This window comes from Streptomyces sp. SAI-127 (genome assembly GCF_029894425.1).
Lineage (GTDB): Bacteria > Actinomycetota > Actinomycetes > Streptomycetales > Streptomycetaceae > Streptomyces.
In genome coordinates this window covers 217,270-236,980 of record NZ_JARXYJ010000002.1, presented here as the reverse complement: position 1 = coordinate 236,980, position 19,711 = coordinate 217,270, and the positions used below count along the sequence as shown (strand labels likewise).

Here is a 19,711-nt window from a genome sequence, read left to right as displayed (position 1 = left end):
CCACTCGCGCTCTTCCCGCGCGTGTGTGCCTGTGCTTCTAGTGCGTGTCCAGAAATTCGATGATTGCCTTGTTGACCTCGTCCGGGCGTTCGAGATAACCGAAGTGGCCGCATTCGGGAATCTCGACGTAGTCGCATTCCGGAATGGCGTCGGCGACTTCCGCGGACAGATGGGGCGGGGTCACGAAGTCGTCGGCGAAGGCGATGACGCGGCAGGGTGCCGCCACGTCCCGCAGTGCCTTGCGGCGGTCCTCGTCGGTGTCGATCCAGGTCTGGCCCGGGGACGCCTCGCCGCCGGAGAGCCGGAACGTCTCCAGCCACAGGGAGACGGCCTTGTCGTCGTTGATCGTGGCCGGCGAGAGCATCTGCAGCACCGACATGGCCGCTTCGTACTCGGCGGGCAGCTTCACCCCGCCGTCCAGCAGAGCCCGTTCCGCCCGCCCGAGGGCCACCCGGACGGCGTCCGAGCGTGCCTTGGTGCCGATCAGGACCGCGCACCGGACGAGGTGCGGCCAGCCGATCGCGAGTTCCTGCGCGATCAGCGCTCCCAGGGAGGTGCCGACGATTCGACAGGGTCCGGCGTCCAGCGCCTCGATGAGGCCCTTGGTGTCGGCGACCATGTCGGCGAGGCTGTACTTCCCGGGCGGGATGTCGGACGGGGCGATCCCCCGGCTGTCGAAGGTGATGGTCTGGTAGCCGGCCTTGGTGAGCGCGGGGGTCTGGTGCAGGGTCCAGACCCGACCCCCGGCCGAGGAACCCATGATCATGAGCACTCGTTCACCGCGGCCCGACCGTTCGTAGGAGAGCCGTATGCCGTTGGTGAATACGTGCGGCATCCGGTCGCCTACTGCTCACCGTCGAGCGCGAGGCGCAGGCTCTTGGGCCGCATGTCGGTCCAGGTCTCCTCCAGGTACTGGTCGCACTCCTCCTTGGAGGCGCACACGCCGGTCTCCTCCCAGCCGCCCGGCACGTCGAGGTCGGCCGGCCACAGCGAGTACTGCTCCTCGTGGTTGATCAGTACCTTGAACCGCTTTCCGGGGGTTTCGAAGTCGAAGCTCACAGTGCGCACGACGGTCTCCTCTTACGACGAAGGACATGGCCATTTCCGTGCAGGGGTGGTGCAGAACGTGGAACGGGGAAACGGGGAAAGGGCCGAGGGACAGTGCGGCCCGGTCCGCGGGTCGCGGTCGGCGCCAGGTCAGCTCGCGGTGCCCGCGGGGTCGGGTGCGGCCGCCTCCCCGGCGGTCGGCTGCCGGGCGAACTGCGTGTGGTACAGATCCGCGTAGAGGCCGCCGACGGACAGGAGCGACTCGTGGGTGCCGCGCTCGCGGATCCTGCCGCCGTCGACGACGAGGATCTGGTCGGCCTCGCGGATGGTGGACAGCCGGTGGGCGATGACCACCGAGGTGCGGCCTGCCAGCGCGGTCTTCAGGGCGCGTTGGATCGCGGCCTCCGACTCCGAGTCCAGGTGGGCGGTGGCCTCGTCGAGCACAACCACGGGCGGTGCCTTCAGCAGCAGCCGGGCCAGCGCCAAGCGCTGTTTCTCCCCGCCCGACAGACGATAGCCGCGGTCCCCTACGACAGTGTCGAGCCCGTTGGGGAGGGCGGCGATGTGGGTCCAGATCTGTGCCGCCTCGCAGGCCTCGACGAGCTCCGGTTCGGTGGCGTCCGGGCGGGCGTACAGCAGGTTGTGGCGGATGGTGTCGTGGAAGAGGTGGGCGTCCTGGGTGACGACTCCGACGGTGTCCTGCAGCGAGCCGAGAGTGACGTCACGCAGGTCCTGGCCGTCGATCCGCACCGCCCCGGCGACGGGGTCGTAGAAGCGGGGCATCAGGTGGGTGATGGTGGTCTTGCCGGCTCCCGAGCGGCCGACGAGGGCGGTGAGTTTCCCCGCGGGCGCCCGGAAGCTCACCTCGTCGAGGACCCACGCGTCGTCCTCGCGTTCGCCGGCGGGCCGGGCGGTCGACTCCAAGGAGGCCAGGGAGACGTCGGCGGCACTGGGGTAGCGAAAGGAGACCTTGTCGAACTCGACCTCGGGCGCGGTGGTGTCGTGTGCCGAGGGGCCGGAGCGCAGCGAGGTGGCTCCGGGACGTTCCTTCACCAGGGCGTCGAGGTCGAGGATCTCGAAGACGCGGTCGAAGCTGACGAGGGCGGTCATGGCGTTGGCCTGCACGCTCGACAGCTGCTGGATCGGGGTGTAGAGGCGGCCGACGAGCGTGACCAGGGAGACCAGGGTGCCGAGGGCGAAGGCGTCGTCGATGACGAGGAGCCCGCCGACGCCGAAGAGCAGGGCGAGGGTCACTGAGGCGGTGAGGCCCATGACGATGCCGAGCATCTGCGCGGTCACGTTGGTCTGCACGCCGATGTCGCGGACGCCTCGGGCCCGTTCGGAGAAGTGGGCTACCTCGCGCTCGGGGCGCCCGAAGAGCTTGTTGAGCATCGCGCCGGCGACGTTGAAGCGCTCGTTCATCAAGGAGCCCATCTCCGCGTTGAGTTGCATCGTCCCGCGGGCGAGGCTCTGCATACGGCGGCCGATGATCTTTCCGGGGATGAGGAAGAAGGGGACCATGAGCAGGGCCACGAGGCTGAGCTGCCACGACAGGTAGAACATGGCGGCCAGCACCAGGACCAGGGTCAGCACGGTGTTGACCGTTTCCGCCATCAGCACGGTGATCGCCTGCTGCGCTCCGATGACGTCGGTGTTGAGCCGGCTGACCAGGGAGCCGGTCTGGGAGCGGGTGAAGAACGCCAGCGGCTGTGCCTGCACATGCCGGAACACCAGGGTGCGCAGGTCGTACACCAGGCCCTCGCCGATCTGCGCGGAGAGTCTGGCCTGGAAGTACTGGGTCAGCGCGTCGAGGAGGGCGAGGCCGAGGAGGGCGGCGGCCACCGCGATGACGACGTCCGTCTTGCCGGGGACGATGCCCTTGTCGATGACGACCCCGAAAAGCAGCGGGCCGGCCGCGGTCACGACGGCGCCGAGTGCGGACGCGGTCACCAGGAACAACAGCTGCCACCGATAGGGTTTCGCGAACGGAACAATTCTTCCCACTGTTCCGGGGCGAATTCCCTGGGATGTCTGCGGCCGGTCGGATTCCGGGCCCATGTCCGGCAGTTCGTCGGGATTATCTCCCGCCGGCGCCTGCACCGTCACTTTCACAGCGAACCTCTCCTCACGGGATTTCCTCGCGTATTTCCTCACGGCACAGCTTCGCTCGGCTGCAAGCATCCCCGAGGGCGACCGGAGGTGGCAACGCGTTCAGTTCCCGGCGGATTCAGACGGATTCAAATGCCGCAGTGCCGCAGTTGAACACCCGCGCAAAGGTGCCTCTTCGCGCGCGCGGGCCGGTGCGGGACGCCGCTGAAGGCCCGGCTATTCGGCTTTCCGTACGCGCGGGACGACGAGCCCGGACTCGTACGCCGCGATGACGGCCTGGGTGCGGTCGCGCAGCCCCAGCTTGGTGAGGATGCGGCTGACGTGGGTCTTGACCGTCTCCTCGCCGACGACGAGACGGGCGGCGATCTCCGGGTTGGACAGGCCCTCGGCGATGAGCAGCATGACCTCGGTCTCACGGGCCGTGAGGTCCTGCAGACCGGGCGGAGGCCCGGTCTCGGCCTTGGCGGGCATCAGGGCGAACTCGCTGATGAGCCGACGGGTGATACCGGGTGCGAGGAGCGCGTCACCGGCGGCGACGACACGTACGGCGTCGAAGAGGCGTTCCGCCGTGGCCTCCTTGAGGAGGAAGCCACTGGCACCGGCGCGCAGGGCGTCGTAGACGTACTCGTCGAGGTCGAAGGTGGTGAGAATGAGGACGCGCGGTGCGCCGCCGGCGTCAGGCGCGGCGCCGACGAGTTGGCGGGTGGCCTCGATGCCGTCCATCTCCGGCATCCGGATGTCCATCAGCACGACGTCGGGGGACTTCTCGCGGCAGACGCGCACCGCCTCGGTTCCGTTGGACGCGGTCTCGACGACGGTGAAGTCGGGCTGGGAGTCCAGCAGCGCGGCGAAGCCGGTGCGGACCACCAGGTGGTCGTCGGCGATCACGATCCGGATCGGCGCGGAGGGCGTGCTCATGAACTCTCTTCCGTTGTGGCTTCCGGGCGGGGTGCCACCGGGGTCGGCACCCGGGAGGCCCCGCCGTCCGGGGCAGCGGGAAAGCGCGCCTCGACGCGGAACCCGCCGCCGGCGGCGGGACCGGTACGGACGTCTCCGCCGACGGCTGCGGCGCGTTCCCGCATGCCGAGCAGCCCGTGTCCCCCGTCCGTGGCCGCGAGGGGCGGGCCGGGTCCGTTGTCGCGGACCCGCAGGTGCAACGCATCGTCGGCGTAGTGCAGTTCGACGTCGACGGCGGCACCTGTCGCGTGTTTGCGGGCGTTGGTCAGGGACTCCTGGACGATGCGGTAGGCGGCGAGCTCGATGCCGGGGTCGAGCTCGCGCGGGGATCCGCTCAGGATCAGCCGGACGGACGTCCCGGACGCCGTACGGGCTTCGTCGAGGAGTTCGTTGAGCCGGCGCAGGTCCGGCTGCGGTCGGCGCTCCCCACCGGTGACGGACTCGGTGTCCTCGCGGAGGACGCCCAGCAGGCGGCGCATCTCGGTGAGGGCGGCCCGGGCGGTGTCGCCGATACCGAGCAGCCGTTCGGCTCCCTGGGCGGGCATACCGGCGGTGGCGACCCGGGCCGTCTCGGCCTGCACGGCGATCATGGAGATGTGGTGGCCGACCACGTCGTGGAGCTCGCGGACGATACGGGCGCGTTCGCCGCGGGCCGCGTTCTCCCACTGGGTGCCGGCCATCACCTCACGGACAGCGGTGTGTTCGCGGTGGTGTGCCCCGGCGCGTCGGGCCAGTCCCGCGAGAGCGACCGCGGGTACAAGGGCCGCGAGCAGGACGATCCGGACCCGGTAGGCAGTGTCGTCGGAGGCGGGCAGCGCCAGCGCGAGGAAGGGCACCCCGCACAGCCCCGCCGCGAGGACCAGTCCGCTGCGGGCGAGCCGGTACTGGGCGACGAGCTGGGCGGCGATGCCCGCCAGGGTCAGGGTGTGGAAGATCGTGAGCGAGCCGATGCTCGCGGCGGTGACGGTGAGGCCGGCTGTCAGGGGCCGCAGGAGGGCGAGCGGCAGGGCGGTGGACAGGCAGAGCAGGCCCACGATCATCGTGAACTGTACTCCGGTGGAACTGCCGTCCCGGGCGGCCGTGGAGGCGGTGTCCGCGAAGAGGCGGGGGATGGACCCGTGCGAGGCGACGAACTCCACGAGTGATTCGGCGACGGCCAGCAGGCCGAGCGACACCGTGACGAGCATCCGTGCGCGGGGGTCTGCCGCGACCCGGCCTCGCGTCCCTGTCCAGGCGTCATGCCAGGCTGTCGCACGGTTCACGCGGGTCATTATGGCAGTCGCGGCCGGGCGGGAACGTCCCCTGCGACAGCGATGGCGCCGTCCCTCGCCGGAGGGGCGGCGCCATCCCCCCACAGGGGGACCACCGGGGGTCGAAGCACGCTCAGCGGCGGGCCTCGCTCAGCGCGTCCGCCAGCCGGTCCAGTCCCTCGGTGAGCTGTTCGGCCCTGCCGCCGAAGCCGACGCGCACGTGCTGGGGTTGTCCGAAGCAGGAGCCCGGGATGACCAGGACGCCCCGCTTCTGGAACAGCTCGTCGCAGAACTCGTCCGTGTCGCCGAGCCCCTTCAGCCGCGGGAAGGCCGTGACCCCGCCGGCCGGGGCCGCGAGGGAGACGAGGTCGGAGTGGGCCGCCGCCCACTCCAGCAGGGTGGCGCGGCCCGCCGCGGCCTGCTCCCAGCGCGGTTGGATGAACGCCTGCGCGTTGTCCAGAACGCCGAGGGCCAGGAGTTCGACGAGCGGTGAGACGTGCAGGGTGGTGTAGTCCCGGATGCGCACACAGTCGGTGAGCAGGGCAGGCGGCGCGACGCACCAGCCGAATCGCAGGCCGGGCAGCCCGAACGCCTTGGAGAAGGTGCCGAAGCCCACCGCCCGGTCGTACAGCGCCGGGGCGCTGGGCAGCGGCGGCGCGTCGTAGGTGAGGTCGGTGAAGGCCCCGTCCCACAGCACGTACGCGCCGACCCGGTCGGCGATGGCGAGCAGCCGGTGCAGCTCCGTCTCGGTGAGGGTGGCTCCGGTCGGGTTCTGCGGGAAGTTGACGATGATGGCCCGGGTGCGCGGAGTGACCAGGGAGGCCAGTTCGTCGAGGTCCGGCCGCCAGTCCCGCTCCGGGTCCAGCCACCAGGTACTGATCCGGCAGCCGAGCGCGGTCGCGTACTCGCTGAGCAGGTGGTAGCCGGGCTCCACGACGACGACCTCGTCGCCGGCCTGGAGCAGCGCGCTCAGCACGAGGGAGATGGCCTCCCCGGAGCCGCTCGTCGTCATGACGTGGTCGGGCTCGACGCCTCCGACATGGCGTGCCACCGCGGCCCGCACCTCGGGCGCGCCCAGGGAGTAGCCGTCGTCGAAGACGAGCCGGTCGACGTCGGCGTGGCGCAGTCCGGTGAGCGCCCGCAGTTCCGCCATGGAGTAGGAGTGGACACCGCTGGAGCTGATGTCGATCTCGGCGGTGAAGTAGTAGTCGCGCAGCCAGTCTTCGAGGGGCGCTGATCGCAGTCTCATGGTGTCGCCTCGATGTCGGGGTCGGATTCAGCGGCTGGCCCGGACTGCCCTGGCCTCCCGGGCGGCCCGGGACTTGCGGAGGTCGCCGGTGACGTTGATGCGCTTCAGCCAGCGGTCGGTCCCGTCGTGGCGGGCCTTGAACGGCTTGCGGCCGTGGACGACACGGAAGTTGTCGAGGAAGCAGAAGTCGCCGCTCTCGAGGACGACGTCGAACATCACCTCGTCCATCGCCTTCACCAGGGCGTCCAGTGCGAGGCGTGCCTCGTCGTCCTCGTCGTCGACGCGCATGAAGTAGGGGTCGGCCCTCAGATAGGGCTGTTCCGGGTCGCCGAAGAGGACCGCCACCCGGTCGGGGTCCTTCTGCATCCGCTCGATGGTGTCGAACGCCCCCGCGGTGGGGCGCGAGTTGTTCTTGCCGAGGTGGGACTCGTCCGGGCAGATGACGAACCGCTCCTGGAGGAGGACCTCCCGCAGGTCGTCCGGCAGCCGAAGCGCGTCGGCGTATCCGACGGTCGTCGCGGCGCGGTAGGGGTTCCGCAGGCAGGCGAAGGAGAGGAAGTCCCCGCGGAGCGGATGGAAGGCGTCCTCGGTGTGCCAGGTGAGCAACGCCTCGCTACTGGAGCCGAGTTGTTCGTGTTCGTGGCCCTGGATGGGCACGATGTCGTGGATCATCCGGCCGTCCTGCTGGGTGGCCCAGCAGAACGGGTCGCCGAGCAGGGAGCTGTACAGCATGAGGAGCAGTTCTTCCCGGTGGGCGGGGGACGGCCCGGTCCGGTTGCGCCAGTGGGACGGGGTGGGTCCCAGCCGTGTCTGGTCGACGCGGTAGCCGGAGACGCACAGGACGCCCGAGAGCTGTTCCAGGCGGAAGGCGTTGAGGTGGAGGCGGATCCTGTTGGGGAGTTCGTGGGCGAGCACGGTGGCCCGGTGCAGGGCGTCCTCGGTGTCGAGGGTGGCGAAAGCGTCCGCGCACTCGTCGAGGAGTTCGTCGACCGCGCTGATCTCCGCCGGGTCGAGTTCCAGCCTGTCCATTCTGGTGTTCCTCTCATGCCATGATGCGGCGAATTTCCGGATACGCCGTCGAGAAGTTCTCTTCGGCCCGTTGAGAAGGTGCTGCCGACGAGTCGGCCCGTTTCCGGGCACCATCGGTCGCGATCCTTCGACATCGACATCCGCACAAAATCCGATTGCTGTGTGCTCTGCGCTGCCGTAGCGAACGCTGCTTCGCACTCCCCACCGGGCGATGACGGTTCGTTCCGTGACGTCGCCGGTCAGAGCAGGAGCTGGCTATGTCAAGAATTCCTGATAGATCCTTCCCGCCACCGCCACGTCGTGCAGGGACATGCCGAAGGGGTTGACGATGACGCGGTCCGTGGCGGAGGTGCGGCCGGCCGCGGATCCGCCGACGAGGTCGCACAGTTCGGCGGTGACCTCGACAGCGGGCCGGGGCCGGGCACCCTGCGGGTCGCGGTGACGCGGTGGCGGCAGGACGTCCCCGGCACGGTGCATCCTGCCGAGGATCCGGGTGGTGTCGGCCGCCACCAGGCTCCAGTCGTCCACGACAACCTGGTCGGCTGCGCTCAGCGCCTCGGGGGTGAGGTCGTCGAGCGACACGTTGACGACGACGGCCCCCTCGGCGATCCAGTCGGCGGGAATGTAGCCGCTGGTCGTGGTGGTCACGGGGATGACGAGATCCGCCTCGCGCACCGCCTGCTCCGCGGTGGCTGTGACGTGGAAGGCGACCGTGCGGTGCGTGTCCCCGAGGCGTTCGGCGAGGGCCGCCGCGCGTTCCCGGACCCGGTCGTGGATCCGCACCCGCCGGACCGAGGGCCATCGGCGCAACGCCAGGTCCAGGTGGGCTTCGGCCAGTGCTCCGGCTCCGACGACGGCGACGGCCCGCGCGGGTGCCGCCCACAGCAGTTCGGTGGCGAGCACGCTGACCGCCGCGGTGCGCCCGGCGGAGATGTGGGCCGCGTCCAGGGCGCACACCGGCCGGGCGGTGGTGAGGTCGAAGAGGAGGATCAGGCCACCGGCACGGGCCAGCCCCCGAGCGGGATTGCCCAGGCTCGCGTTGATGATTTTCGTGCCGGCGAACCGTCGGCCGTCGATCTCCACCAGACCAGGCATGTTGAGGCTGCGGCAGGACTCGCCCTCGTCGTTGGTCCACCGCAGGCAGCTCTCCTCGGGAAGCACGGTGCGGCCCGCCGCGTGCGCCAGGAACACCTCACGCACGGTGCCGACGACATCGGTCTTCTCCAGGAGTGCCGCCACGTCCACGTCGGTCAGTTGCAGCATGGCGCGGACCATTCGACGTACGTCGTCTCTCGCACGGTCATGAAAACCCCCTGCCGGAGCGCGGGCAGAAAAGCAGAACGGCGGGAGAACGGAAGTCCTCAAAGACCGGCGCGCCGGGTGGAATTCGGCTCCCCGGGCCCACGGCTCGTCCTCACCGCACAGCACTATGACCCGACGTCAGGCAGGCGATCAATATTCGGTACCGCCCATGCGTACGTTCAACTGCGGCCTCGTGCCAGTTGAACATACGGTCCCCAAACCCCGTCGGAGCGACCGGGCGGGACACCCTTGACACCTCCTGCGCAGCATTGTGAGCATGCCGCGGGAGGTGGACTGCCCGCAGTTCCGTGACCGTTCCGGAAATGGCCGAAGTGCGACGCGACGTCCACCGGAATCCCGCGATCAGGGCTGCCGTCGATCGCTACGGTGGACTGAGCGTTCACCTCCCGATACCGGGCGGCGCCGCCTCGCCCGCCCGATTCGATCCGAGTGACAGGAAGTGACTCATGGCCGAGCCCTCCGGCATCGCCGGACCTCGCACCCGCCGCAACGTCATGGCGGGGGCGGGAGCCGCCGGCCTCGCGGCCGCACTGTCCGCGTGCGGCACCAAGGAGAAGGAAAGGGGACCGGACCTGAGCCCCGGGCAGGACGGATCGCCCCCGTCCCAGAGCGGTGAACCGTCCGCCGCCCCTTCCGGTACCTCCGGTGGCGGCGCGGCGCTGGGCAAGGCGTCCGACGTCCCCGTGGGAGGCGGCCTTGTCGACCGGGACGCGAAAGTGGTCGTCACCCAGCCGACCGAGGGCGACTTCAAGGCGTTTTCGGCGGTCTGCACGCATCAGGGCTGCACCGTCACCTCGGTGGAGAACGGCGCGATCGTGTGCCCCTGCCACAAGAGCAGGTTCGCCATCGCGGACGGCAAGGTCATCTCGGGCCCGGCGCCCCGCCCCCTGCCGTCGACGGACATCACCGTCACGGACGGCACCATCAGGCTCGCCTGATCCGCGGAGAACCGACACCGAACAGCACCCCGATGTCCGCGGATTGACGCATCGGCAGCCGGGCTGCCGGCGCGATGCCCTTGACCTGGGGTGAGATCGGCACGGCAGTCGCCCGGGCACACGAGCAGACCACCATCTACAAGGCGGCGGCGCCGTGCGCCACCGAGGGCGTCCCGCTGCTGGTCCTCGCCGGCAAGGAGTACGGCTCCGGCTCGTCGCGGGACTGGGCCGCCGAGGGCATCGCGCTGCTCGGCGTCAAAGCCGTGCTCGCCGAGTCGTTCGAGCGCATCCACCGCTCCAAGCTGATCGGCATGGGCGCCCTGCCGCTGCAGTTCGCCCCCGGGCCAAGCGCACGACTGCTGGCCTGACGGGCGAGGAAACCTACACCATCCGCAGACTGGCCGAGCTGCCCCGCAAGGTCACGGTCGAGGCCCAAGGTCCCAGCACCTCGCAGAAGTTGACCGCACAGGTACGGCTCGACATCCCCACCGGGGCCGACTACTACCGGCACGGCGGCATCCTGCCCCACGCCCTGCTTGCCCTCCTGCCGTCATGACGTCCGGACGAGATCGCCGGTCAGCGGGGCAGACCTGTCAGTGCGAGGAACTCACTGCGCGATCGGGCATCGGTGCGCAGCAGGCCCAGGAGGGTGGAGGTCATGGTGGTGGCGCCGGTGGCCTGGACGCCGCGCAGGGTCATGCAGGTGTGTTCGGCCTGGATGACGACGCCGACGCCCTTGGGTTCCAGCTGACTCTGGAGCCAATCGGCGAGCGATGCCGCCTCGCCGATCTGAAGAGATTTGCGTTGCCGCGGTCGGTCAGGGTGTCGGGCAGCAGGCCGACCGGAGTTGCCTCGGCGGCGGACCGGTCGGTCGCCGTCTGCGCGGACACGGGGAGAGCGTCCTGGCGCGAGGATCTGGGCGGCGTCGGGGCCGAAGTCGAAGAGTGTGTCTGGCGTGGGTGAGGTCTCGGGCGCCTCCCTGAGGGCCGGGGTGGCAAGCGCACATGCCCGGTGCCGTGACGACAGTCAGCGCGACGGAGGCTGTTCGATCGCGCCGCCCCGATGAGGCGTTGGGATGTGGCCCTTGGCCCCAGGTGGCAGGGTGTCGAGGCATGCCTGGGAGCAGGCGTTGACCAGGACTGGCAGGACGTCGGTCGCCACCACCCGGGAGAGCCACGCCTGGTGCGGGCCCGTCGACGAGATGGGCCCGGTGCAGACACTGCAGGTGCGGGCCGCGGTGGTACCCCAGCGGGCGGGAGCCAGGTCCTCGAGGTCCAGGACCGTATCGCCAGGTGGGAGAAGCTGCGGGAACGGCGGCCGGTACTTGTAGTTGCCGTAGATCGAGCGCGTACTCACCGTGCTGTCCACCAGCCGACCGCACCGCGTGATCTCGTACGGGAACCAGTGCAACCGTCGCGAAGTGTAGGGGCTGAACTCCTCCAGGCTTGTCATGTCGCCGATCTCCGGAGGTATCCGGACCAGGTTGCTTCCGTACAGCACAAGGGTCCGCACCGCCGTCAGCCGTCCGATCGACGCCGGCAGGGTCACGATCTGCCGCCGCTCCTCAGGGCTCAGCTCCGGCAGCGGGCGGAACTCCTCCCGACCGTCGGCCGCCGCCTCCTCGATCAGCTCCAGCAGCCGGAGCCAGCCCGGAGCGCTGGTGTCCTGGATCTCGGCGTGGAAGGACGTCGTCGCGCCGGGCGGACTGACCCGGACCTGGCTGAAGCAGTGGCAGCGGTCCTGCGGCACCCCCGGCCGGGAGTCCACCGCCTCGGGAAAGCGGTTCGGGAAGACCTGTGCCGGCAACTGTTCGTCCGTCATGGCGCAACGATAGGGACGTGGCGCCCGGTACGACACCATCCGGTGTCCCAAGCCAGCGATGTATCCGCCCTCCGTCATAGGCAAGGACCCCGTCTAGCCGCCGGACCGTGGTGGGGTCATGGCCCAGCGGATGGTGCGGGTCAGGGCCTGGCCGGTGGGCCGCACGGCGAGGTCGTCCACCAGGGGCAGGCGCGGCAGCCACAGCATGTCGCGGGCCCAGGAAGGGAGGAGCGCTATGGCGTTGGCGGCGAGACCGCCGTAGAACGGGCGCACCACGAGGGGCAGTGGGGGCCGGAGGAGGAGGAAACGGGCGGCGGCTCGGGCTTCCGGGGTGGCGTGCAGTTCGGGGCGGTAGGCAGTCAGGCGCTCCGACAGTTCGCCGCGGTCGCGGGGTGGCGCGATGACGCCCAGCGCCTCGGCGACGCGTGCGGTGTCAGCGACGTAGGCGTCGTAGCCGGCAGGGTCCAGCGGGCGGGCTCCGTACCGTTCGTGGGCGCGCAGGAAGCTCTCCGTCTCGGCGACGTGAACCCAGGCGAGCAGGTGCGGGTCGGCCGCGTGGTACGGCGTTCCATCGCTGGTCGTCCCGCGGATGCGGTCGTGGATGCCGCGGACGTGGTCGACGGCCCGCTGGGCGTCCTCCGCTGGGCCGTAGGTCGTCACGGCCAGGAAGGTGCTGGTGCGCTGGAGGCGGCCCCACGGGTCGCCGCGGTAACCGGAGTGCCCGGCCACCGCCGCCATGGCGAGCGGGTGCAGGGACTGCAGGAGAAGCGCGGCGAGCCCGCCGATGAACATCGAGGCATCGCCGTGGACCGTGCGGATCGGGCGGTCGGGTGCGAACCAGCGCGGGCCCGGGCTGTCATGGATGCGGGCGCGGTTCGCCGGTCCGTCGGGGCCCGCGACGCGGCGGAACAGGGCCTGGCCCAACTGTTCACGGACTGCCGTCAGCATGACCGGCCTCCCCTCTTCTGCTGCTTCCAGTGTCCGCCTGCCCGTGCATGGGGTTACCGGCCGACGTGCGCCTGCTGCGGCTCGCGGTCCGACGCCGGCCACACGTAGGGCAGATCAGCTGGTGCGTCGGGGAACAGAGCGGCGTACACCTCCGGTTCCTTGCGGACGAGTGCCGAGCGGTGGCTTTCGTGGAAGGCCTCGTCGCCGAGCCAGGGAGGCAGTTCGCGGGCGGCGGCCAGTTGCCACTGCTCGCGCACCGCGGCGCCGGGCCGGTGCGCGGCCAGGCCGGCGGCGAGCGAGGCGGCACAGCTGTCCTGGTGTCCCCGTGCGCGCCAGACCCGGCAGATCTCCAGGCCGTACCGTACGAGCGCCTCCTCGTACCCCGTCCACATCCGTACGGCCGGGTGTCTGCGCCAGCCGTATCCGGGGACGGTCAGGCCACGCAGCACCTGCAGGGCCTCGACCCGCTGTTTGCCCAGCCGTCGCCGGTCCAGCAGCAGTGCCGTCGCCCGGAAGTCGGGGTGGGGCAGAAAGGTCTGCACGGCTCACCTGCTCAGTTCTTGCGCGGCGCGCGGGCCGCGCGGTCGGCGAGGCCTCCTGCGCCGAGGGGACCGGTGTATTCGACGGGCTTCTCGGCCTCCAGACGGGGCAGCGCGCGGCGTGACACCCGCAGCACCACGGACGGCAGGGCCGCGCGCACCGGTTGGGCCAGCCGCAGCCAGGCCGGCGCGTACACGGTCGTACGGCGCCGCTCCAGACCCGTCACCAGGCGTGCGGCGACCGTTTCCACCGGGTACACGCGGCGGGCCGGCGGGGGCATGTGGGTGCGCAGTTCACGCAGCACCGCATACCGGTCGGCGTCGCGGATCATGTCGGTGTCGGTCCAGTTGAGGTAGCCGATGCCCACGGCGACGCCCCGGTGCGCCACCTCCGCCCGCAGGGCGTGCGCGAACGCTTCGGCCCCCGCCTTGGATGCGCAGTAGGCGCTCATCAGCGGTGCGGCGCCCAGCGATGCCAGCGAGGCGATCTGGAGGAAGTAGCCCGCCGTGTCGATGAGGTCCGGCAGGAACGCCCGGGCCGTGTGGGCGCTGCCGGTGAGGTTGACGTCGATGACGCGGCTCCAGGCAGCCGGGTCCGAGGCGAGGAACGGGCCCCCTTCCGCGATGCCCGCGTTCGCCACGACGGCCGAGGGCGGGCCGAGATGGGCCCGCACGGCGGCGGCCGCCGCGGCGAGCGCGGCCGGGTCGGTGACGTCGACCTCGATGGCCAGCGCCGGGCCCGGCAGGGACGCGGCCACCGTGTCCAGGGCGGCCTTCTCGTGGCCGAGCAGCGCGACCCGGGCGCCGCGGCGGGCGATCTCGCGGGCCATGGCCGCGCCCAGACCGCGGGCTGCTCCGGTGACGGCCACCGTCCGGCCGGCGAGCGGGCTGCTGCGCACGGGCTGACCTTCTTTCCGTCGGACTGTGCCCCCATGCCGACACTTCCGTGCCGACGGGGTGTCCGGATGCGCCTCAGGTCTCCGGGCCCGGTGGGCACGCGGCGTGGTCGGGGTGGCCGGGGGTGCGGCGCTCTTCCTTCATCTCCGCTTCGTACAGGTGGTCGCGGCCCTGTGCGAGCTCCGCCACCGCGCTCGACTCCAGTTCCTGGAAGGGGCGGTAGTAGGTGGCGTTGTAGGCCTCGACGATCTGGAACGTCCAATGCCCGGGGATGACGTTGCGCCCCAGGATCTCCGCGCGGACCTTCTCGGCCCATTCGGGGTGACCGGCTTCGCGCAGCAGCCGGACGGCACGGTCCAGCTCCAGGTCGGCGCCTCCGGTCAGCTGATGGAACGCGTACAGACTGCCTCTGGCCCGCTCGGTCGTCTCCAGGGCCTTGGACAGCGCGCCGAGGGCCTCGACGGTCTTGTCGTCGACCCCGGGCGGCCGCCGGTGGTTGCGGTCGGGGCCTTCCGGGCTTTCGGGGGTGTCGGGGGCTTCCTGGACGTGGTTCACGGGTTCTCCTTGACGTCAGCGGCCGGCTCCGGTGCGGTCGCGGCGGGTCAGCAGCCGTTGGGCGCGGGCCAGACCGGGTGCCCGGTGGCGGTGCAGTACGGCACGGGCGGCGTTGGCGCCCGGTGCGCCGTGGACGCCGCCGCCCGGGTGGGCCCCGGCGGAGGCCAGGAAGAGGCCGGGGACGGTGGTCTCGGGGCGCCCGGTGCCGGGGGCCGGGCGGAAGACGAGCTGCTGGTGGATCGCGGTCGTGCCTCCGTTGATGGCGCCGCCGTGCAGATTGGCGTCGAGGGACTCGAGGGTGGGGGGCGCCAGGATGCGGCGGGCGCGGACCAGGGAGCGGAAGCCGGGCGCGAAGCGTTCCACCTGGCGTTCGACGCGGTCGGCCATGAGTTCCTGGCCCTTGGTGTCCCAGCGGCCGGTGATGCCCTCGTCGCCGGCGTCGGCGCCGATCTCGTGGGGGATGTGGGTGTAGGCCCAGGCCGATTCGGTGCCCTGCGGGGAGCGGGTGGCGTCGGCGGTGGTCATCTGGCCGAACAGCAGGAAGGGCCGGTCCGGTACCTCCCGCATGGCGATCTGCGCGGCGAAACGAGTGAGCTCGTCCAGGCCGTCGGCGAGGTGCACGGTGCCCGCCCGGGACGCCTGCTCGGCCTGCCAGGGCACCGGGCCGTCCAGCGCCCAGTCCACCTTGAACGTGGCGAAGTCCCACTGGAAGCGGCGCAGGTCCTCCTGAAGCTGCGCGGGCAGGTGCTCGGCGTCGAGGAGATCGCCGTACAGGGCGGGCACCGACACGTCCGCCAGCACCGCCCGGCGCGCCACCACCGCGTCACCGGCCGCCGTCCGCACGCCGACGGCCCGCCCGCCGCGGACGACGATCCGCTCGACGCGCTGCCCGCAACGGATCCGCCCGCCCCGATCCTGCAGGCGTCGGGCCAGGGCCTCGGTCAGGGCGCCGGAGCCGCCGACCGGGACGGGGAAGCCGTACGTCTGTCCCAGCATGCCCATCAGCCAGCCGAAGCCGCCGCTGCCCGCCGACTCGGGGGCGAGATCGGCGTGCAGGGCGTTGCCTGCCAGCAGCAGCCGGCCGCCCTGGCCGCGGAACTCCTCCTCGCCCAGGCGACGCACCGGCAGGACCAGGGTGCGTGCCATGCGCAGTCCGCCCCCGGCCCGCAGCCGCCGTGCCAGCCGTGCCGTCGCGCGCAGGGGCGGGAAGGGGGTGAACAGGGCGTCCAGGATGTCGGGGCGCAGAGACTCCCATACGTCGTGCAGTCGCCGCCAGGCGGCCCCGTCGCCCGGTGCGAACGCGTCGAGGGACGCGGCGGTGGTGTCGATGTCACGGTCCAGGAGGGCGCAGCTGCCGTCGGTGAGCGGGTGGGCGAGCACGCTGGGCGCGTGGGTCCAGCGCAGCCCGTACCGGTCCAGGCGCAGCGCGGACAGGACCGGAGAGGCGGCCGCGAGCGGGTAGAAGGCGCTGAAGACGTCGCTGACGTAGGCGGGATCGACGCCGTGGTCGTGGCGGACGGCGCCGCCCGGCTCCGGCTGCTCCTCCAGCACCTCGACGCTCCACCCGGCGTCCGCGAGCAGGTTGGCGGCGACCAGGCCGTTGGGGCCCGCTCCGATCACCACGGCGTCAGGCATGCCCGGCTCCCGCCACACCCTGCACCGACGCCTGCCGCGGAGCCTCGCGGGCCTCTCGCACGCCGTTCTCGCACAGCCGGGCGAGGCGGGCCAGCATGGTGCGGTGGCGCATCTGGATCAGCGCTTCGAAGCCGACGTTGTGCAGTCGGCCGCCTGCGCCCTGGAGGGGGTGCTCGTCCACGATCGCGAGGCAGTGCTCGCCCCACGGCCGCAGTTCGATCGCGATGCGTGCGGTGCCCAGCGGTCCGGCGTGGGCCTCCAGCTCCAGGCCCACGCCTTCCTCGCAGCGGCGTACGACCGTCTCGTTGACCAGCTTGAGCGGGCCGAGTGGGACCTGGAAGCGGATCGCCGCGTCCTGGTGCGGCCACTGCCCGCGAACCGGCTCGGAATGGGAGGTTCCCACCACCCACTCGGCATACCGGTGGCCGTCGGCGAGGACGGCCCACACAGCGCTCGGGCTGACTTTGACAAGACGATGGCGAACAGCCACGGATACCTCCAAGGGACTGCCTGGACCGGGTTGCCCGTCGGCCGTGCCCCGAGTGCCCGAGCCTGGCGGGTCCAACCGGCACCCCCGGAGCCGGGCTCCCCCACGTGGTTTCACCTGCCCGGATGCGTGATCGCCCGGCGCTCGGCTCACCCAAGGCCCGGATCGTCCTCGGGATGGGCGGGCCAGACCCCTCAGGAGTCGGTTGCGGCGACGGTCGGGCACGGTCCGCAGGGGGTGGCCGCGTAGTCCCATGACGGCGGCAGTGAGTGCCCGTCGCCCTGGTGGCGGTCTGCTCCGGACCAGGTCGCCATGAGCGGCCGGACGGATCCCCGGAGGACCAGGCCCGGCCGGACCCGCTGCCGGGTTCACGGCGGGACGCGGCCATGTATGCCGGGCGTGCCCCAACGACCCTTCCTTCTGGCCAAAGACTCGCGTCAGGAGGCCGGGAAGACAGGACGCCCGCCGAACGGCTACGCGCCGGTGGCACCGGTATACCCGCCTTCGCCGGCCGGACGTACATCCTCGCGGAGGCCATCACCACCGACGTCGTGCTCGTGCGGGCTGCTCGCGGCGACGGGTACGGCAACCTCGTCTTCCCCCGCAGTGCCGCCGCCTTCAACCCCCTGGCGGCGGATCGTGCGCACCGGCACCGGTCGCGATGTCGTCGCGCGACAACGGGGCGCCCCGAAGTGGCGCCCCGTCGCGGTGTCGTCGTCGCCGGTCAGTCGGCCGGGGTCAGGGCGACCTCGGCGCTGCCCGAGAGGGACGGCAGGCCGTCCGGGGGCGTGTCGGTGTAGGTGGCGTTGAAGACCGCCTTGAGGTTGTCCGAACCGGAGTGACCGCCGTCCACGAAGGTCTTGAAGGATCCGGAGCAGCCGTTGCTCGTCGACAGCGGGTGTCCGTGCGAGTCGTGGCCCAGGATGAACGAGACGCTGACCTTCGCACAGTCCACCGGCTGGTCGTCGGTGACGGTGACCTGCCAGGTGACCGTGTCACCCCAGTGGAACGCGGTGCCGCCGTGCGGGGCCGGGTCGGTGGTGAGCGAGACGACCGGCGCCTTGTTGCCGACGACGACGGGAACGGACGCGGAGGCCGAACGCCCGGTGCTGTCGGTGACCTTCAGCGTGGCGTCGAAGACGCCGTTCTTGGTGAACGTGTGCTTCGGGTTCGCCTCCCTGGAGTCGACCGTGCCGTCGGCGTCGAAGTCCCAGGCATAGCGGAGGGCGTCGCCGTCGGCGTCCTTCGTGCCGGCGCTGGAGAACTGGACGGTGAGCGGGCTGGTGCCGTTGACCAGGTCCGCGGCGACCTTGGGCTCCGGGGTGCGGTTGCCCCGGGTGAAGTCGATGCGGGAGAGCTGGGCCTCGGGCAGCTCCGCGAAGTACCCGGTGCCGTACTCCAGGACGTACAACGCGCCGTCGGGGCCGAACTCGGCGTCGATCGGGCCGTCCGTCTTGATCGTGGGGATCGCGTCCTCGATCTTGAGAACCTCGTTCTTCTTGCCGAGGGTGATGGCCTTCATCTGGTCACGGGTCCACTCGTAGAAGAGCGGCTTGCCGTCGAAGTACTGGGGCCAGCGGTTCTGGGCCTTGTTGCGCTTGTCGTACTGGTACACCGGGCCGCCCATGGGGCCGATGCCGCCCGTGCCGAGCTCAGGGAACTCCTCGGACGCTCCGTAGCCGTACACGATCTCCGCGTCGGTGACCGGCGGCAGCTCGCTGCGGCCGGTGTTGTGACGCGAGTCGTTGACGGGCTTGGCGCAGTTGAAGGCGCCGCTCGACTTCTGGGTGGCGAAGTCGTAGTCCTGGTACGGCATGTCCTGGGTCACGCAGAACGGCCAGCCGTAGTTGGCGGGGCGGTCGATGACCATCCAGCGCCCGTGGCCGGCGGGGCCGCGGTCGGGGTTGGCGTTGTTGGCATCGGGAGAGTAGTCGCCGACGTAGACCTCGCCGGTCTTGTCGTCGACCCCGAAGCGGAACGGGTTGCGCAGACCCATGGCGTAGATCTCGGGGCGGGTCTTCGCGGTGCCCGGCGCGAAGAGGTTGCCACGCGGTATCTCGTATCCGCCGCCGGGCTTGACCTGGATGCGCAGGACCTTGCCGCGCAGGTCGTTGGTGTTGCCCGCGGTGCGCCGCGCGTCGTAGGCCGGGTTGCGGTCGGTGCGGTCGTCGAGCGGGGCGTAGCCGTCGGAGGAGAACGGGTTGGAGTCGTCGCCGGTCGACAGGAACAGGTTGCCCTTGCGGTCGAAGTCGATCTTGCCGCCGACATGGCAGCAGATGCCGCGGTCGGCCGGTACGTCGATGACCTTCTGCTCGGTGGCGAAGTCGAGTTTGTTGCCCACGAGTTTGAACCGTGACAGGCGGGTGACGCCCTTGTACTTGGCGAAGTCCTCGGCCGTGCCGGACTGCGGCGCGTCCCCTTCGTTGACTCCCGGCGTGGCCGGGTCGTCCATGGGGGTGTCGAGGCGGGGCGAGTAGTAGAGGTAGACCCAGTGGTTCTTGGCGAAGCCGGGATCGACGGCGATGCCCTGTACGCCTTCTTCGTCGTGCTGGTAGAGCCCTGCGGGGCTCTTCTTCATGTCGGCGGCAAGGAAGTTCACGCCGCTCTTGGGGTCGTGGACGCGGACCTCTCCCGTGCGCGCCGTGTGCAGCACCCGCCGGTCGGGAAGGACGGCGAGGGCCATGGGCTCGCCCGGGCGGTCGTTGAGGGTGACCTTCTGGAAGTCCGACGAAGCCGGCGGTGCGGGGTCCGGTTTGGCGGCCTGCGCTGGGGAGAGGGGCAGGAGCCCGACGGCTCCTGCCAACGCAGCCGCCCCCACGAGGGTGACGATCCGTCTGTTGCGCACTCAGAACTCCTTTGGTCTGGCCGGCGGGTGAAAAGCCAGGCGGAATGCGTGAGTTGGACGCTAGGGCGCCCACTTTCAACTC

Annotated in this window: 17 protein-coding genes and 3 pseudogenes; 3 read left to right on the top strand and 17 right to left on the bottom strand. The window is 71.0% G+C overall.

Going from position 1 to position 19,711, the window contains the following annotated elements:
* Positions 1–37: 37 nt before the first annotated feature.
* The 8 genes from M2157_RS46785 to M2157_RS46750 form a co-directional block, all read right to left on the bottom strand.
* Complete coding sequence (locus tag M2157_RS46785; protein ID WP_280868518.1) at positions 38–835, bottom strand: alpha/beta fold hydrolase; 798 nt, start codon at positions 833–835, stop codon at positions 38–40.
* An 8-nt stretch (positions 836–843) separates the two neighbouring features.
* Positions 844–1,068 carry an MbtH family NRPS accessory protein gene (locus tag M2157_RS46780; RefSeq protein WP_276207582.1) on the bottom strand — a complete coding sequence of 75 codons (225 nt, stop codon included), beginning with the start codon at positions 1,066–1,068 and terminating at the stop codon, positions 844–846.
* 129 nt (positions 1,069–1,197) lie between these two features.
* A complete protein-coding gene (locus M2157_RS46775) occupies positions 1,198–2,997 on the bottom strand; it encodes an ABC transporter ATP-binding protein (protein ID WP_280868517.1) in 1,800 nt (599 codons plus the stop codon).
* Positions 2,998–3,372: 375 nt separating this feature from the next.
* Entirely contained in the window at positions 3,373–4,074 is a 702-nt protein-coding gene (locus tag M2157_RS46770; RefSeq protein ID WP_280859408.1) for a response regulator transcription factor, read from the bottom strand.
* Positions 4,071–5,375 carry a sensor histidine kinase gene (locus M2157_RS46765; RefSeq protein WP_280868516.1) on the bottom strand — a complete coding sequence of 435 codons (1,305 nt, stop codon included), beginning with the start codon at positions 5,373–5,375 and terminating at the stop codon, positions 4,071–4,073. Before M2157_RS46765 ends, M2157_RS46770 begins: the two co-directional genes overlap by 4 nt.
* Positions 5,376–5,496: 121 nt before the next feature.
* Entirely contained in the window at positions 5,497–6,612 is a 1,116-nt protein-coding gene (gene vioD / locus M2157_RS46760; RefSeq protein WP_280859410.1) for a capreomycidine synthase, read from the bottom strand.
* A 27-nt stretch (positions 6,613–6,639) separates the two neighbouring features.
* Positions 6,640–7,641 carry a guanitoxin biosynthesis L-enduracididine beta-hydroxylase GntD gene (gene gntD, locus M2157_RS46755; protein WP_280868515.1) on the bottom strand — a complete coding sequence of 334 codons (1,002 nt, stop codon included), beginning with the start codon at positions 7,639–7,641 and terminating at the stop codon, positions 6,640–6,642.
* 255 nt (positions 7,642–7,896) lie between these two features.
* On the bottom strand, positions 7,897–8,904 hold the full coding sequence (locus tag M2157_RS46750) for an ornithine cyclodeaminase (RefSeq protein ID WP_280868514.1): 1,008 nt from the start codon (positions 8,902–8,904) through the stop codon (positions 7,897–7,899).
* Between the two features lie 506 nt (positions 8,905–9,410).
* Between M2157_RS46750 and M2157_RS46745 the strand changes: the two genes are divergently transcribed.
* Both M2157_RS46745 and acnA read left to right on the top strand, forming a co-directional pair.
* On the top strand, positions 9,411–9,902 hold the full coding sequence (locus tag M2157_RS46745; RefSeq protein WP_280868513.1) for a Rieske (2Fe-2S) protein: 492 nt from the start codon (positions 9,411–9,413) through the stop codon (positions 9,900–9,902).
* Positions 9,903–10,066: 164 nt separating this feature from the next.
* Positions 10,067–10,458 (top strand): annotated as a pseudogene (gene acnA / locus M2157_RS46740) (aconitate hydratase); the annotation flags it as partial.
* Positions 10,459–10,478: 20 nt separating this feature from the next.
* Here acnA and M2157_RS46735 read toward each other — a convergent pair.
* From M2157_RS46735 to M2157_RS46700, 8 genes and pseudogenes are all read right to left on the bottom strand, one after another.
* Positions 10,479–10,673, bottom strand: a pseudogene (locus tag M2157_RS46735) (GTP cyclohydrolase I); the annotation flags it as partial.
* 255 nt (positions 10,674–10,928) lie between these two features.
* Positions 10,929–11,723, bottom strand: a complete 795-nt coding sequence (locus tag M2157_RS46730; RefSeq protein WP_280868512.1) for a leucine-rich repeat domain-containing protein — start codon at positions 11,721–11,723, stop codon at positions 10,929–10,931.
* A 93-nt stretch (positions 11,724–11,816) separates the two neighbouring features.
* A complete protein-coding gene (locus M2157_RS46725) occupies positions 11,817–12,671 on the bottom strand; it encodes an oxygenase MpaB family protein (RefSeq protein ID WP_280868511.1) in 855 nt (284 codons plus the stop codon).
* A 53-nt stretch (positions 12,672–12,724) separates the two neighbouring features.
* Positions 12,725–13,213: an MSMEG_6728 family protein gene (locus M2157_RS46720; RefSeq protein WP_280868510.1), complete on the bottom strand. Its 489-nt coding sequence runs from the start codon at positions 13,211–13,213 to the stop codon at positions 12,725–12,727.
* Between the two features lie 11 nt (positions 13,214–13,224).
* A complete protein-coding gene (locus tag M2157_RS46715) occupies positions 13,225–14,109 on the bottom strand; it encodes an SDR family oxidoreductase (protein ID WP_280868509.1) in 885 nt (294 codons plus the stop codon).
* Positions 14,110–14,182: 73 nt separating this feature from the next.
* Complete coding sequence (locus M2157_RS46710; RefSeq protein ID WP_280859421.1) at positions 14,183–14,662, bottom strand: hypothetical protein; 480 nt, start codon at positions 14,660–14,662, stop codon at positions 14,183–14,185.
* 15 nt (positions 14,663–14,677) lie between these two features.
* Entirely contained in the window at positions 14,678–16,297 is a 1,620-nt protein-coding gene (locus M2157_RS46705) for an NAD(P)/FAD-dependent oxidoreductase (RefSeq protein WP_280868508.1), read from the bottom strand.
* Positions 16,290–16,787: an SRPBCC family protein gene (locus M2157_RS46700; protein WP_280868507.1), complete on the bottom strand. Its 498-nt coding sequence runs from the start codon at positions 16,785–16,787 to the stop codon at positions 16,290–16,292. The genes M2157_RS46705 and M2157_RS46700 overlap by 8 nt, the downstream gene beginning before the upstream one ends.
* Before the next feature lie 455 nt (positions 16,788–17,242).
* On the opposite strand from M2157_RS46700, the pseudogene M2157_RS46695 reads away from it, so the two are divergent.
* A pseudogene (locus M2157_RS46695) lies at positions 17,243–17,416 on the top strand (CoA-transferase); the annotation flags it as partial.
* 92 nt (positions 17,417–17,508) lie between these two features.
* On the opposite strand, the gene M2157_RS46690 reads toward M2157_RS46695, so the two are convergent.
* Positions 17,509–19,629, bottom strand: coding sequence for a PQQ-dependent sugar dehydrogenase (locus tag M2157_RS46690; protein ID WP_280868506.1), 2,121 nt, complete (start codon positions 19,627–19,629; stop codon positions 17,509–17,511).
* Between the last annotated feature and the right edge of the window lie 82 nt (positions 19,630–19,711).